At 62.4% G+C, this 15,857-nt stretch carries 9 protein-coding genes; 5 read left to right on the top strand and 4 right to left on the bottom strand.

Annotated features, from left to right (window positions below; translation table 11 throughout):
• Positions 1–19: 19 nt before the first annotated feature.
• The 3 genes from aroQ to BM026_RS26570 form a co-directional block, all read right to left on the bottom strand.
• Positions 20–475 carry a type II 3-dehydroquinate dehydratase gene (gene aroQ, locus BM026_RS26580; protein ID WP_010213488.1) on the bottom strand — a complete coding sequence of 152 codons (456 nt, stop codon included), beginning with the start codon at positions 473–475 and terminating at the stop codon, positions 20–22.
• A 296-nt stretch (positions 476–771) separates the two neighbouring features.
• Positions 772–1,815: a methyl-accepting chemotaxis protein gene (locus tag BM026_RS29715; protein WP_371914422.1), complete on the bottom strand. Its 1,044-nt coding sequence runs from the start codon at positions 1,813–1,815 to the stop codon at positions 772–774.
• 971 nt (positions 1,816–2,786) lie between these two features.
• Positions 2,787–4,457: a response regulator gene (locus BM026_RS26570; RefSeq protein ID WP_093128480.1), complete on the bottom strand. Its 1,671-nt coding sequence runs from the start codon at positions 4,455–4,457 to the stop codon at positions 2,787–2,789.
• 388 nt (positions 4,458–4,845) lie between these two features.
• Between BM026_RS26570 and BM026_RS26565 the strand changes: the two genes are divergently transcribed.
• The 4 genes from BM026_RS26565 (at position 4,846) to speA (ending at position 8,964) form a co-directional block, all read left to right on the top strand.
• On the top strand, positions 4,846–5,823 hold the full coding sequence (locus BM026_RS26565; protein WP_371322043.1) for a DUF2333 family protein: 978 nt from the start codon (positions 4,846–4,848) through the stop codon (positions 5,821–5,823).
• 2 nt (positions 5,824–5,825) lie between these two features.
• Positions 5,826–6,362 (top strand): NUDIX hydrolase, encoded by a 537-nt coding sequence (locus BM026_RS26560; RefSeq protein WP_092249960.1) that lies wholly within the window; start codon positions 5,826–5,828, stop codon positions 6,360–6,362.
• Positions 6,363–6,535: 173 nt separating this feature from the next.
• Entirely contained in the window at positions 6,536–6,907 is a 372-nt protein-coding gene (locus BM026_RS26555) for a translation initiation factor Sui1 (protein ID WP_017849660.1), read from the top strand.
• Positions 6,908–7,050: 143 nt separating this feature from the next.
• Positions 7,051–8,964, top strand: a complete 1,914-nt coding sequence (gene speA, locus BM026_RS26550) for an arginine decarboxylase (protein WP_071491593.1) — start codon at positions 7,051–7,053, stop codon at positions 8,962–8,964.
• Between the two features lie 207 nt (positions 8,965–9,171).
• Here the strand turns inward: speA and BM026_RS26545 are convergent, their stop codons facing one another.
• A complete protein-coding gene (locus BM026_RS26545) occupies positions 9,172–10,539 on the bottom strand; it encodes an MATE family efflux transporter (protein ID WP_092249963.1) in 1,368 nt (455 codons plus the stop codon).
• Positions 10,540–10,837: 298 nt separating this feature from the next.
• Between BM026_RS26545 and BM026_RS26540 the strand changes: the two genes are divergently transcribed.
• Positions 10,838–15,736 carry an alpha-2-macroglobulin family protein gene (locus tag BM026_RS26540; RefSeq protein ID WP_093530632.1) on the top strand — a complete coding sequence of 1,633 codons (4,899 nt, stop codon included), beginning with the start codon at positions 10,838–10,840 and terminating at the stop codon, positions 15,734–15,736.
• The last annotated feature ends 121 nt before the right edge of the window (positions 15,737–15,857 follow it).

The following is a 15,857-nucleotide window of genomic DNA, read 5'->3' as shown; positions in this document are numbered from 1 at the left end:
ATCAACTCCCAAGGGTCGGTCAGGGGCGCTTGGCCGGTTGTTCAAGTTGTTCCAGGGCGGCCTCCAGGGCCAGTCGGTAACCGCTGGCGCCAAGGCCGCAGATCACACCTACCGCTACATCGGAGAAGTAGGAGTGATGGCGGAAAGCTTCGCGTTTGTGCACGTTCGACAAATGCACTTCGATGAATGGGATGCTCACCGCCAGCAGCGCGTCACGTAATGCAACACTTGTATGCGTAAAAGCGGCGGGATTGATCAGGATGAAATCCACGCCTTCGCCGCGCGCGGCATGGATGCGATCAATCAATTCGTACTCGGCATTGCTTTGCAGGTAGAGCAGATGGTGGCCGGCTTCACGCGCCCTGCGTTCGAGATCAAGGTTGATCTGGTCCAGGGTGACTGCCCCGTAGACGCCCGGTTCACGGGTGCCGAGCAGGTTCAGGTTGGGTCCGTGAAGAACCAGTAAGGTCGCCATCGGCTGTTCCTTGTTATTGATGGGGGTACGGCAGAACCCGGCGACTATGCCGCAAAGCCTTTGTGACTGTCCAGTTCTATGCAGTAGGCGGCACGATTAGCGAGGATAGCGCGAAATTTGTGACTGTGGCCGGTGATCCGGTCATGGGTAATACGCTACTGAATGCCATGAAGGTCAAATGTGGGAGGGGGCTTGCCCCCGATAGCGCTGGGTCAGTTACAGACACTGAGGCTGACACACTGCAATCGGGGGCAAGCCCCCTCCCACATTTGATCTCTATAAGGTTGAAGATCGTGTCAGACGCGGAAGGCTTGAACGGCAGTGTTGAGCTGCCCACCTAGCACCAGCAAGTGCTCACCCTGGCTGCGGCCCTGGCCGATTCGCAGCAAGTTGTCCTCACCCAACTGATGAATCCGCTCACTGTTGTCGCGAATCTCGCTGACGGCACCACTCTGCTGCGCGGTCACATCGGCGATGCGCACGGCGGTGTCGGAAATGGTCTGGATCGCGCCGACAATCTCATCCAGCGCACCGTCCGCCGCCTGGGCTTGCTGGGCGGTGGCTTCGGCGTGTTCGACCTGGGCCCGCATGCCTTGCACCGATTGGTGGGCGGCGCTCTGCAGCCCGGCGATCAAGGTCTGGATTTCTGCGGTGGCGCCAGCGGTGCGTTGGGCCAGCGAGCGCACCTCGTCGGCCACCACGGCAAAACCGCGTCCGGCTTCACCGGCACGGGCGGCCTCGATGGCAGCGTTGAGGGCCAGCAGGTTGGTCTGGTCGGCAATCGAGCGGATCACCGTGAGCACGCCGCCGATGGTGGCGGATTCCTCAGCCAGTTTTTCGATCATCTGCGCGTTTTGCTGCACTTCGCCCACCAGGGCACGCAGGCCGGTGAGGCTCAGGCCGATCACGCGCTGGCCTTGTTCCACGGCCTGGCCGGCACTGCGACTGGCGCCGGCAGCCTGGCTGGCATCACCGGCGACTTGCTGGATCGTCGCCTCCAGTTCACCCAATGAATCTCGGATTTGCGCAGTATCCCCTGCCTGGCGTTCGGCGCCGTCGTGCAGGCCGCTGCTCAGTTCGGCGAGGGTACGGCTGCTGCTGGCAACTTCTTCGGCGTTGCCGCGAATGGTGCCGACCAAGTCCACCAGGTAGGTGCGCAGGCGGTTCAGAGACGCTTCGATATCGTGCAGTTCGCGATTGGTCTTGCCCAGGGCAATCGGCTGGCTGAAGTCACCCTCGGCCCAAGTCGACAGGGCCGGCGCCAGATTGGTCAGCACCCGCGCCAGCTTGCGTTGCAAGGTGTCGATCAGCAGCGCGATCAACAGGATCAGGCCAATCATCAGCCCTTGCATCAGGCGCACTTCACCCTGGATTTGGCCATGTTGCGCGCGCACCACCGGTTCCAGTGCGGCGATGGCTTGCTGAACGGAGTTGATTTTCTGGTGGGTCTTGGCGGCCAGTTCGGTGCGTTGCTGGATCTGGTCGCGGGTGCGCTTGAGTTCGGCGGGGTAGCGGGTCAGCAGGCTATTGAGTTCACGCTTGAGGTCGACGCCGGTGTCCTGGGCTTCGGTTTTTTCGCTGTTCTGCAGCCCCATCAGCGCGGAAAAGTCATCGGCGCTGGATTCGGCGCTGGCCTTGACGCCGAGCAACGGCAGTTGCTCCAACAGGTCGGCCTGGCTGCGGATAGCGCCGACTTCGCGTTCCACATCGTCGGCCAGTTCCGCACGCCCGCTGCTCACCAGTTTGTCGCGGGCCAGGGATAACTTGCCCAGGTGCTGGGAGGCGGCCAGCAACGGCGGCAGATAGCGCGCGGCTTCGGGAGAGTTCACGCCGATGGCGTACTGGCTCAGTTGTTCCAGGTTCGCGCCCAATTCACGTTCGGCCTGTAGCAGCAAGGCTTGCGGGTCGCCTGCCAGCTTACCGGCCGCCAGCAACTCAGTCTTGCTGAACGCATCCAGGTCCACCAGGCTCGGGCGCAGGTTCTGCGCAAGGTCCGCAGGCAACTCGTCCAGATGCTGCAACAGGCTCTCCAGGCTCTGGCCCGCGCTGCTCAAGCGCAGGGCGTCGCCGCTGGCCAGGTAATCGTCGATATTGCGTGCGGCTTCATTCTGGAACGTCTGCGACAGGCCCAGGTAGCGCTCCATCAGCAAATAGGGTCGCTCCAGCGCCCGTTGCGACCACCACAACGTCGCCCCCAGCGCCAGGCACACGGCCACCAGAAGAAGGGTATTGAGATTGGTCAGCAGCTTCAGGCGCATGCGGGGTTTCAACCGACAGCAAAAGATAAGTGCCTGAAGTTATTGCGTTTCCATTACAGCGTTATGACGGATTCAGTGGATTCCGGTGAAAAGATGGCACTTTGCTTTGATGCGCGTGCGGGTTGTACGCGATTGCGTCCGGCGTCCTTGGCGCGGTACAGCGCCTCGTCGGCCTGGGCGGCCATCATCAGGCTGTCGGAGCCGTCGCACAGCTCCACCACCCCGGCGCTGAAGGTGCACCACAAATCCTGGGGTTGGGCCGGGTAATGGATTTCGGCAAAGCGCCCACGGATTTCATCCAGTACTTTGCAGGCGGCTTCCAAATCGGTGTCAGGCATCACAATGGCGAATTCTTCACCGCCGTAGCGCCCTATGTAGTCGGTCTTGCGCAGGCGCTGCTTGAGAAACAGCGCCAGGCTCTTGATCACGCGGTCGCCCATGGGGTGGCCGTGGCTGTCGTTGACCCGCTTGAAGTGGTCGATGTCGAGCATGGCGAAGCTCAGCGGCTTGTTCTCGCGGCGTGCGCGGAAGCTGCAGTCTTCGAGCAGTTGCAGGATATGGGTGTGGTTGTACAGGCCGGTCAGGCTGTCGCGCACCATCCGCGCCTTGAGGTTGCGCGCCCGCGCCGCACGGTTGCGCACGGTGGTGATCAGGTGGCGCGGTTTGATCGGCTTGGTGAGGAAGTCATCGCCGCCTTCGCTCATGGCGTCCAGTTGCTTGTCCAGGTCGTCTTCGGCCGACAGGTAAATGATCGGCACGCTGACGTAACGGTCGTTATGGCGGATGACCTTGGCCAGTTCGGTGCCGGTACAGGCGGGCATATACATGTCGAGGATGATCAGGTCGGGCTGGAAGTCCGCCAGCTCGGCCATTGCCTGGATCGGCTCGATCAAGGTGCGGGTGACGATACCGGCGCTGTTGAGCAGCCGTTCGGTGTGCAGCGCCTGGGCCCGCGAGTCGTCGATGATCAGCACTTTATACGGCTCGTACTGGGCGACGCAGGTCAGCACTTCGATCTTTTCCAGCAAGCTGGAGGCTTCCAGCGTACCGGTGAGGAATTCCTGGCCTCCGGCGCGCACGGCGGCGAGGCGGGTCGGGGTGTCGGTTTCGTGCAGGCTGAAAAACAGCAGTGGCAGCTTCTGCTCCAGGCCTTCCTGGGCCTCGGCGGCGAGCTTGAGGCCCAGGCCGGCACCGCAGAAGTCCACGTCCATCACAATCGCCGACGGCAGGCGCTCGGCCATCGACGCGCGAAACGCCGCGACACTGTCCAGGGACTGGGCGCTCATGCCAAAGAACTCCAACTGCTTGGCCAGGCGCTCGGCACGGTCGTGATCAGCCAGCATCACGTAGATCGGCTTGCGCATCGGCGGCAGGAAGGTTTGCTCAAGCTGGTCGCCCTGGCGCAGCCCGGTGCGGGACAGGCGTTGCATCAGGCGGTTGAGTTCGGTGATCAGTTGGCTGCTCAGGCGCCCGCGGTTTTCGTCCACGGCCTTGAGGGATTCGCCGATGTGCTGCGCCAACTGGCTGTGTTCCGGCTGTTCGAAGCGTTCGGCAAAGCGCAGCAGGCGCAGATTGGCCTCGCTGAGTTCGGAAAGGTCGGTGCCGGACCACTCGCTGCGTTGCAGGCGCTGCCAGATCTCAAGAATTTGACGTGCCTGATGAATTACCCGCTGGGCAAAATGCTGCTTTAGGCGCTCACGGCTGGGGTCTTCTGGCTCGGTCATATCCTGACTACTAGTGAGGGTGCATGCTGAGGTCGACTGATGGCTCTATGCTAGCACCTCTTTCCCGTGGGATGAGTGTCATACGTCAATAAACTGTACGTGCGGAGTATTCAGTTGCTGACCCGCTGGTCGCGCGGCGTAAAAAGCGTGCATTCTTTATAGTCGAACAGCCTCTGTGCGCCAGTTTGGCGAAAAGCCCCGCACGGGCGGGCACGATGGGGTAGGGTTGTGGTCGGAGTGTTTGAACGCACGCCATCAATTCAAGTGCATGAACTCAAGTGATTGAAAGGATATCGCCATGCTGGACTGGAAAAACCGTGCAGGCAGCGCCAAAGGCCCCGCCCCTGAGCCCAAGTCGGCCAACCGCAGCTATTTTCGTACCCTGCTGATGAGCCGCGCCGTGCTCAGTGTGCTCGGCCTGTACCTGTTGGTCACAGGCGCCTTGGGCTGGTACTGGAGCGAAGAGCCGGCGCTGTTCCCGGTCCAGCAGAACGCGCAGATTGCCGCCGAAAAAGACGGCAAGCAGATGGTGGTGGGCTTTACCACCGTCGAAACCCTCAAGACGGTGGTTGGCACCTTGCTGAACAAGCCGGGTGGCTACATTTCCAACGACCGCTTCCCGCCAGGCCTGTGGATGGACAACATGCCGAGCTGGGAATACGGCGTGCTGGTGCAGGTACGCGACTTGACCCGCGCCCTGCGTAAGGATTTCGCCCGCTCGCAGTCGCAGTCGGCCGAAGACGCCGACTTGGCCAAGGCCGAGCCGCGCTTCAACTTCGATAACAAGAGCTGGGTGCTGCCATCCAGCGAGTCCGAATACCAGGAAGGCATCAACTCCCTGAGCCGCTATGAAGCGCGCCTGTCCGACCCTAACCAGAAAGGCGCGTTGTTCTATGCGCGGGCCGACAACCTGAACAACTGGCTGGGCGATGTCGCCACCCGCCTGGGCTCGCTGTCGCAACGCCTGTCGGCCAGTGTGGGCCGCGTGAAGCTGAACACTGCGCTGAAAACCGAAGCGCTGGCGCCGGGTGAAGTGCCGCAGGTCGATGAAGAAGTGGTGGAAACTCCATGGATGCAGATCGACAACGTGTTCTACGAAGCCCGTGGCCAGGCCTGGGCCTTGTCCCACCTGTTGCGCGCCATCGAAGTGGACTTTGCCGACGTACTGGCCAAGAAAAACGCCACCGTCAGCGTGCGCCAGATCATTCGTGAGCTGGAAGCCTCGCAGGAACCGGTGTGGAGTCCTATGATTCTTAATGGCAGTGGCTTCGGCGTACTGGCGAACCATTCGCTGGTGATGGCCAATTACATTTCCCGGGCAAACGCTGCAGTGATCGACTTGCGTCAGCTCCTCAACCAGGGTTGATGATGGACGCTACTCAAAAGGAGGCCGCCCACCGTGCGGCTTCCGACGCTGAACTGATCTGCTGGGTCGATGAGCATGACAACCTGCTCGGCGACCTTGTCAGGTCCGACCTGCGCCAGCGCGGCCTGATCGGCCGTTGCACCTTTATCTTTCTTTTCAATAGTGCCGGTGAGTTGTGTGTGCATCGGCGCACCTTGAGCAAAGCCCTGTATCCCGGTTACTGGGACACGGCGGCAGGCGGGATGGTGGCGGCGGGTGAGTCCTATGCCGTGTCGGCAGCCCGTGAGCTGGAAGAAGAGCTTGGGGTCAGTGGGGTGGCGTTGGTCGAACATGACCACTTCTACTTCGAAGATGGCGATAGCCGGCTCTGGTGCAAATCCTACTCAGCCGTGTGGGACGGGCCGCTGCGCCTGCAGCCGGAAGAGGTCATGGAAGCGCGCTTTTTACCTATCGACACCGTCCTGCAGGAGGCTGAGCAAAAGCCGTACTGCCCGGACGCCCAGGAAGGCTTGCGCCGCTATCTGGCCTCACGTCGCTAAAGTTGCATAAATTGGCGCCATTTGGCTCTTAGCAAGTCGGCTTTTTGTGGTTACACTGCGCGACTTTTCACCCGAACCGCCTTGGCGGTTCGGTAGCGCTGCCCCTGCCTGAGTGGGGCTTCGCGGTCGGTCAGTCTGATCGATCAGTCTTCATCCTCCCAAGAGGATTGCCGGTGGCCAAAAAAGCCGCATCCTTCGCCGCCCTTGGTGGCCTGGTATTTTCCACCGACGCAGGTCGACACTGCCCGGACTGTCGTCAGCCCGTGGACGCTTGCACCTGCAAACAGACCCTGATTCCCGAAGGCGACGGCATTGCCCGCGTGCGACGCGAGAGCAAAGGCCGTGGCGGCAAGACGGTGACCACCATCACCGGCGTGCCGCTGGCCGAAGACGCGCTGAAGGAGCTCGCCACCACGCTGAAAAAGCGCTGTGGCACCGGTGGCGCGTTGAAAGACGGCGTTATCGAGATTCAGGGCGATCACGTCGAGTTGCTGTTGGCCGAGCTGATCAAGCTCGGGTACAAGGCCAAGAAGTCCGGCGGCTGAAAGCCTCTTCCCGACCTGTGTCTAAACTCTGTCCTGCGCGCGGGGTCCTACCTTGCACGCAGGCAAATCGTCATTTTCATTCTTTAGACTGCGCCAGCCTCAACCAGAGGCGGCGCTTTCGCCTTCATTTATAGGGGACTTCGATGTCCGTACGACGCACACGCAAAGACGATGGCAGCCAATGGACAGTTGCGGACAGCCGCAGCGTTTACGGGATCCGCCATTGGGGGGCCGGGTATTTCGCGATCAATGAAGCCGGTCGCGTTGAAGTTCGTCCGAACGGCCCGAACAGCACGCCCGTCGACCTGTACGAGCAAGTCGACGAGCTGCGCAAGAGCGGCCTGTCGTTGCCGTTGCTGGTGCGCTTCCCCGACATCCTGCAAGACCGTGTACGCCAACTGACCGGCGCTTTCGATTCGAACATCGAACGCCTGGAATACCAGAGCAAGTACACCGCGCTGTACCCGATCAAGGTGAACCAGCAGGAAGCGGTGATCGAGAACATCATCGCCACCCAGAACGTGTCCATCGGCCTGGAAGCCGGCTCCAAGCCCGAGCTGCTGGCCGTGCTGGCCCTGGCGCCGAAGGGCGGCACCATCGTCTGCAACGGTTACAAGGACCGCGAATTCATCCGCCTCGCGCTGATGGGCCAGAAGCTCGGCCACAACGTGTTCATCGTGATCGAGAAAGAATCCGAAGTTGAGCTGGTGATCGAAGAAGCCGCCAGCCTCAAGGTCAAGCCACAGGTTGGCCTGCGTGTGCGTTTGTCTTCCCTGGCGTCGAGCAAGTGGGCGGACACCGGTGGCGAGAAATCCAAATTCGGTCTGTCGGCGGCGCAACTGCTGTCCGTGGTCGAGCGCTTCCGTGCGGCCGGCCTGGACCAGGGCATCCGCCTGTTGCACTTCCATATGGGCTCGCAGATCGCCAACCTGGCCGACTACCAGCACGGTTTCAAGGAAGCCATCCGTTACTACGGCGAGCTGCGCAACCTCGGCCTGCCGGTGGACCACATCGACGTGGGCGGCGGCCTGGGCGTGGACTACGACGGCACGCACTCGCGTAACGCCAGTTCGATCAACTACGACATGGATGACTACGCCGGCGTGGTCGTGGGCATGCTCAAGGAATTCTGCGACGCGCAGAGCCTGCCGCACCCGAATATTTTCTCCGAAAGCGGCCGTTCCCTGACCGCCCACCACGCCATGCTGGTGGTGCAGGTCACTGACGTCGAGAAACACAACGACGAAATCCCGACCATCGAAAACAAGGAAGCCCTGCCGGAAACCGTGCAATGGCTGGTGGACCTGCTCGGTCCGACCGACATCGAGATGGTCACCGAAACCTACTGGCGCGCCACCCACTACATGAGCGACGTGGCCACGCAGTACGCCGACGGCAAGCTGACCCTGGCCGAAAAAGCCCTGGCCGAGCAGTGCTACTTCGCCGTGTGCCGCCGCCTGCACAACTCGCTCAAGGCCCGTCAGCGCTCGCACCGCCAGGTGCTGGATGAGCTCAACGACAAATTGGCCGACAAGTACATCTGCAACTTCTCGGTGTTCCAGAGCCTGCCGGACACCTGGGCCATTGGCCAGGTATTGCCGATCCTGCCGCTGCACCGCCTTGACGAAGAGCCGCTGCGTCGCGCCGTACTGCAAGACCTGACCTGCGACTCCGACGGCAAGATCAAGCAGTACGTCGATGAGCAGAGCATCGAGACCAGCCTGCCGGTTCACGGCTTGAACGAAGGTGAGGACTACTTGCTGGGGATCTTCCTGGTAGGCGCTTACCAGGAAATTCTCGGCGACATGCACAACCTGTTCGGTGACACCGATTCGGTGAACATCTACCAGCGTGAAGACGGTTCGGTGTACAGCGCCGGTATCGAGACCCACGACACCATCGAAGACATGCTGCGCTATGTGCACTTGTCGCCGGAGGAGTTGATGACGCACTACCGTGACAAGTGTGCGAGCGCGAAGATCAGCGCCAGTGAGCGCACGCAGTTCCTGGATGCACTACGGTTAGGGCTGACGCGGTCGTCGTATCTTTCGTCGTAAGCTATGAGAGGGTAGGAGCGAGCACATTCGCCCCTACCCTGCTGTGGGGCTTGAGCGCCGAGTACGGGTCTTCATTTGAGCTATGTCACCTCGCCGGATGGGGCAGGTCAATCTACCCTGACGCATTGAGCGTACACACAGTTGCCTGGGTTATATCCAGCTCAATAGCTTGTCCCGGCGCCAGATTGCGTATCTGAGTTCCTTGCGTTACGGCCAATATGACCGGGATGCCAAACGAGGGTCGAACCATCCATTCGCCCGATTGATTCGCCTGGCGATGACCCAAAGCAACAGACTGCGCACCGACATGAACACCAGGAAGGTAATCCACAGCCCGTGGTTGCCCAGGCCCTGCAATGCCCAGGCAACCGGTAGCACTGAAACCACGGTCAACAGCATCCCATTGCGCATTTCCCGCGCCCGTGTCGCACCAATAAACAAGCCGTCGAGCAAATAGCTCCACACCGCAATCAAGGGCAATACGGCCAGGTAGGGCAGGTAGATATCTGCCGTTTCGCGCACGCTGGGGATATCGGTTTGCATGGCGATAAACAGGTGGCCGCAGACCGTGAACAGCAGGGCAAAGCCGACGCTGGCAATCAGCGACCAACCGCCAGCGACGACCAGTGAACGTCGCATGGCCTGGCGGTCGTGGGCGCCGATGGCGTGGCCGCACAAGGCTTCCACCGCATGGGCCAAGCCGTCCAGCGCATGGGCTGTCAACAACAGGCCGTTGAGCAGCAGTGCATTGGCCGCCACGGTGGCATCGCCCAGGCGTGCACCTTGCACCGTGATCATGAAAAACACCGATTGCAGCGCAAGGCTGCGGATGAAGATGTCGCGGTTCACCGCCAGCAGCGGGCGCCAGCTTTCCCACTGTTTCAGCGCCGCCCAGGCGATATGGCCGGGGTAGGCGCGCAGGGCTTTTTGCGTCATCGCCAGGCCCAGCAAGGCGCCGGTCCATTCGGCAATCACGGACGCCCGCGCCGAACCGACCACCCCCCAATCCAGGCCCAGCACAAACCACAGGTTCAGCGCGATGTTGACCAGGTTGGTGGTCAGCAGGATCGCCAAGGGCGCGCGTGCGTTCTGCGTGCCGAGGAACCAGCCGACCAGTGCGTAGCTGGCAAGGGCGGCAGGCAGGCCGAACAGGCGCGTGTGGAAAAAGTCCTGGGTCAGTTGATTGAGTTCGGGGGAGGGTTGCATCCATTCCAATGCCAGATGGCTGAACGGAATGCCCACGCTGCCCAGCAGCATGGCCAACCCCAACGCCAGTAGCAGGCCCTGCAGGAGGATTTGTCGCAGCGCGGCCCCATCATTGCGCCCGGAAGCCTGTGCGGCAAAACCGGTTGAGCCCATGCGCAGGAAACCCATGGCCCAGGCCAGAAAGGTATACAGACTGGCGCCGACCGCCACGGCCCCCAGTTGATGGGCGTGGGGCAGGTGGCCGATGACCATGCTGTCGACCAGGGCCACGAGAGGCACCGAGATATTCGACAGGATCATCGGCGCGGCCAGGGCCCAGACGCGGCGGTGGGTAGGGCGGTGGCGCCAGTCGGTGAGTAGGGTGGGCATGGAGGCTCCTTGGGGGAGCGGCATTGTAACGGGCCCTTAATCTCACTGCAGAACCAATGTGGGAGGTGGCTTGCCCCCGATAGCGGTCTGTCAGCTGGAAATGTATCGGCTGACATACTGCCATCGGGGGCAAGCCCCCTCTCACATTTGGATCTCCAGCGTTTGTGGGATTTGGCTCCGTTCGCGTTCCTTCAAGAACCAAACCACCCTCCGTCGGTCAATGTGACCAGCACCACATCGGCCCCCTGCGGGCTGATATATAGTTCACCCCTCGGACCCCTCTCACAACGAGTGCCCCATGCTTAACAAAGGACTGTTCCTTGCTTGTGCGCTGGCCCTGCTGAGCGCCTGCGATTCCTCCGATAAACCGGCTGCCCCGACCGCTCCAGCAGCGGCGACGGTTGCACCCAAACCGGCCAAGGCGGCGGTGGACGTGGCGGCGCTGAAGCAGCGTTATGCCGGCCGTGAGTTGAGTGTGGTGGATGTGTCCGAAGTGCAGCTCGATGGGGCCAGCACCCTGTCCGTGAGCTTTTCCATTCCGCTGGATCCCGATCAGAAGTTCGCCGACAAACTCCACCTGGTGGACAGCAAGTCCGGCAAGGTCGATGGCGCCTGGGAAATCTCCGACAACCTCATGGAATTGCGCCTGCGTCACCTGGAGCCACAGCGCAAACTGGTGCTCACGGTGGATGCCGGGGTGAAGGCGGTCAACGGCAATACACTCGCCGCCGAGTACAGCGCCCGCCTGGAAACCCGCGACCTGCAAGCCACCGTCGGCTTCGCCAGCCGTGGCACCTTGCTGCCGACGCGTCTGGCTGAAGGGTTGCCGGTGATCGCGCTGAACGTCGACAAGATCGACGTCGAATTCTTCCGCATCAAGCCCGAATCCCTGCCGACTTTTCTCGCGCAGTGGGGGCGCAACACCAGCCTGCAGAGCTATGAGTCCCGCGAACTGCTGCCACTGGCAGACCTGGTCTACGGCGGCCGTTTCGACCTGAACCCGGCGCGCAACACCCGCGAAACCCTGTTGCTGCCGATCGCCGGCCTCAAGCAACTGCAGCAGCCGGGCGTGTACCTGGCGGTGATGCGCGCCTCCGGCACCTACAACTATTCCCAACCGGCCACGTTGTTTACCTTGAGCGATATCGGCCTGTCGGTGCACCGCTATGCCAATCGCCTGGATGTGTTCACCCAGGCGTTGGATGGCGGCAAGGCGCTGGACGGTGTAGACCTCGAGGTGCTCGACGCCGAGGGGCGTGTGGTCGGCCAGGGCAAGACCGAGAAGGGCGGCCACGCCGAGTTGCCGTTGCCGAAAAAGGCCCAGGTGTTGCTGGCCAAGCAGGGCGAGCAGACCAGCATGCTGCGCCTGGACAGTGCCGCATTGGACCTGGCCGAGTTCGATATCGGCGGGCAACCGTCCCACCCCTTGCAGTTTTTCGTCTTTGGCCCGCGTGACCTGTATCGCCCCGGCGAAACCGTGCTGCTCAACGCCCTGCTGCGCGACAAGGATGGCAATGCCGTCAAACCGCAACCGGTCAGCGTCGAAGTGCGTCGCCCGGATGAGCAGGTGAGCCGCAAATTCGTGTGGGATGCCGACGCCTCCGGTCTCTATCAATATCAACTGCAATTGGCTGGCGAAGCGCCAACCGGGCGCTGGCAGCTGGTGTTCGACCTGGGCGACGGCAAGCCGCAGCTGTATGAATTTCTCGTCGAAGACTTCCTGCCCGAGCGCCTGGCGCTGGAACTCAAGGGCAGCGATACCGCATTGAGCCCGGCGGATAACCCGGTGATTCAAGTCACCGGGCGCTATCTCTACGGTGCGCCGGCATCGGGCAACCGGGTCAGCGGGCAGGTTTATGTGCGGCCGTTGCGCGAAGCGGTCAAGTCGCTGCCGGGCTATCAGTTCGGCTCTGTCACCGAAGAAGAGCTGAGCCAGGATTTCGAACTGGACGAAAGCGTGCTCGATGCCAAGGGCCAGGAAGCGTTGACCCTGGAAAGCAAGTGGGCCGAGGCCAAGTCGCCGCTGCAACTGATCGTGCAAGCCAGCCTGCACGAGTCGGGCGGGCGGCCGATCACTCGGCGCCTGGTACAGCCGATCTGGCCGGCCGAGCAACTGCCGGGCCTGCGCGGCTTGTTTGACGGCAAGGAAACCAATGGCGATGGCCCGGCGGAATTCGAAGTGCTGCTGGCCAACCAGGACGGGCAGAAGCTCGCCGCGCAGAACCTCAAGGTGCGCCTGGTGCGCGAGCGCCGTGACTACTACTGGAACTACTCCGAGAACGACGGCTGGAGCTACCACTTCAACGAGAAATTCCTCAACCTCGACGAGCAGACCCTGAACATCAAGGCCGGCGATACGGCCAAGGTCAGCTTCCAGGTGGAGTGGGGCCCGTACCGCGTCGAAGTGGAAGACCCGCAGACCGGCCTGGTCAGCAGCTTGCGCTTCTGGGCCGGCTACCAGGCCCAGGACAACACCGAAGGCGGCGCCGTACGCCCCGACCAGGTCAAGCTGGCGCTGGACAAACCGGCCTATGGCGACGGCGATACCGCCAACGTCACCGTCACTCCGCCCGCTGCCGGCAAAGGCTACCTGCTGGTGGAGTCCGCCGAAGGGCCGCTGTGGTGGCAGGAAATCGATGTGCCGGCCGAGGGCAAAAGCTTTGCCGTGAAGCTTGACCCGAAGTGGTCGCGCCATGACCTGTACGTCAGTGCCCTGGTGATTCGCCCTGGCGAGCGCAAAGCCAACATCACGCCCAAACGTGCCGTGGGCCTGCTGCACCTGCCGTTGGATCGCACCCAGCGTAAACTCGGCGTGACCCTGGCCGCGCCGGAAAAAATGCGTCCCAAACAGCCGGTGACGGTGAAAGTCGCTGCGAAAAACGCCGATGGCAGCGTGCCGAAACAGGTGCACGTGCTGGTGGCAGCGGTGGACGTGGGCATCTTGAACATTACCGAATACCCGACGCCGGACCCTTACTCCAGCCTGTTCGGCCGCAAGGCTTATGGCGTGGACCAGTTCGACATCTACGGCCAGTTGATCGAAGCCGGGCAGGGGCGCTTGGCCAGCCTGGCATTCGGCGGTGACGCCGCGCTGGCCAAGGGCGGCAAGCGCCCGGACACCAGCGTGACCATCGTCGCCCTGCAAAGTGCGCCGGTGACCCTGAACGAGCAGGGCGAGGGCGAAGTCAGCGTCAATATCCCGGACTTCAACGGCGAACTGCGCCTGATGGCCCAGGCCTGGAGCGACGACCGCTACGGCATGGCCGAAGCCAAGACGGTGATCGCCGCGCCTTTGATTGCCGAGCTGTCGGCGCCGCGTTTCCTGGCCGGTGGTGACCAGACCACCTTGGCGCTGGACCTGTCCAACCTGTCGGGCAAGGCCCAGAAGCTGGATGTGCAACTGAGCGCCGAAGGGCAGTTGGAGTTGGTCAACGCTGGCGCGCAGACCGTCGAGTTGAAACAAGGCCAGCGCACCACCCTGCGCATCCCGGTGAAGGCCTGGGGTGGTTTGGGGCAGGGCAAGGTCAAGGTCACCGTGAACGGGCTGGACTTGCCGGGTGAAAACCTGCCACCGTTCACTCGCGAATGGACATTGGGCGTGCGCCCGGCGTACCCGGCACTGCTCAAGCATTACCGCGCGGTGCTCAAGGATCAGCCGTGGAGCCTGCCGGCGGGCACGCTCGATCAGTTCGATTCATCGGGGCGCCAGGCACTGTTGAGCCTGTCGAGCCGGCCGCCGCTGAACCTGGGTGCTCAGATCAGCGCACTCAAGGCCTACCCCTATGGTTGCCTGGAACAGACCGCGAGCGGCCTGTACCCGTCGCTGTATGCCGACGATGCGCTGCTCAAGCGCCTGTCGATCAAGGGTGAGTCGGACAGTGAGCGTAAACGCAAGATCGAGTTGGGCATCGAGCGCCTGCTGGGCATGCAGCGCTACAACGGCAGCTTCGGGTTGTGGGGCGCCGATGGCGAAGAAGAATACTGGCTGACGGCCTACGTCACCGACTTCCTGCTGCGTGCCCGCGACCAGGGTTTTGCCGTGCCGCCTGAAGCGTTGAAGAAAGCCAGCGAGCGCCTGTTGCGCTACGTGCAGGAACGCAATCTGATCGACGTCGACTACAGCGATAACGCCGACCATACGCGCTTTGCCGTACAGGCCTACGCTGGCATGGTGCTGGCGCGCAGTCAGCAGGCGCCGTTGGGGGCGCTGCGCAGTATCTTCGATCGACGCAGCGATGCGCGCTCCGGTTTGCCGCTGGTGCAGTTGGCTATCGCGCTGCAGAAGATGGGCGACCAGCCGCGTGCGGACCAGGCCTTGCTCGCTGGGCTGGCGACGCAGCGTAACGCCAATGAGTGGCTGGCCGACTACGGCAGCCCATTGCGCGACCAGGCTATGATCCTGGCCTTGCTGGAAGAGAACGACCTGGCCAAAGGCAAGCGTGAGGAGCGTTTGTTTACGCTGTCGGATCAACTGGCGGCCAGCCCGTATCTGTCGACCCAGGAGCGCAACTCGCTGTTCCTGGCGGGGCGCCTCGGGTTTGCCAGGCCGGATGCGAACTGGCAGGTGTCGCTCACTGGCAGTGGCGGCGTGCAGGAGTTGAACAATCAGCAATCGACGCTGGAGCTGGAAGGCAAGCTGCTGTCCAGCGATTTGACCTTGAGCAATCAGGGCGAGACGCCGGTGTACCAGCAATTGACGATCTCGGGTTATCCACAGGTGCCCCCGGCTGCCAGCGGCGACAACCTGAGCATCCGCCGCGAATACCTGGGCATGAACGGCCAGCCGCTGAACCTGCGCAACCTCAACAGCGGTGAGCTGGTCCTGGTGCACCTGGCGGTCAGCGCCAAGCAGCGTGTGCCGGATGCCCTGGTGGTAGATTTGCTGCCGGCCGGCCTGGAACTGGAAAACCAGAACCTGGCGCAAAGCGCCGCCAGCCTGGAAAACGCCAGCAGCCAGGTGAAGGAATGGCGTGAGTCGATGCAGAACGCCTCGCTCAAGCATCAGGAGTTCCGTGACGACCGCTATGTGGCAGCGATCAACCTGGACGGTTCCGGTACCACGCACCTGCTGTACCTGGCGCGGGCGGTGACGCCGGGGACTTATCGTGTGCCGCCGCCGCAGGTGGAGTCGATGTACCGGCCGAACTGGCAGGCGGTGGGGGAGACGCCGACCGATCTGGTGATCAAGGGGCGTTAATGTAAAACGGGGCCTCAATGTGGGAGGGGGCTTGCCCCCGATGGCGGTGGATCAGTCAGCTTATCTGTAGCTGACCCACCGCTATCGGGGGCAAGCCCCCTCCCACAGGTGATTTGCGGTG

It is taken from the genome of Pseudomonas sp. NFPP24 (assembly GCF_900112095.1).
GTDB classification, from domain to species: domain Bacteria; phylum Pseudomonadota; class Gammaproteobacteria; order Pseudomonadales; family Pseudomonadaceae; genus Aquipseudomonas; species Aquipseudomonas extremorientalis.
This window is presented reverse-complemented; position numbering and strand designations above follow the sequence as displayed.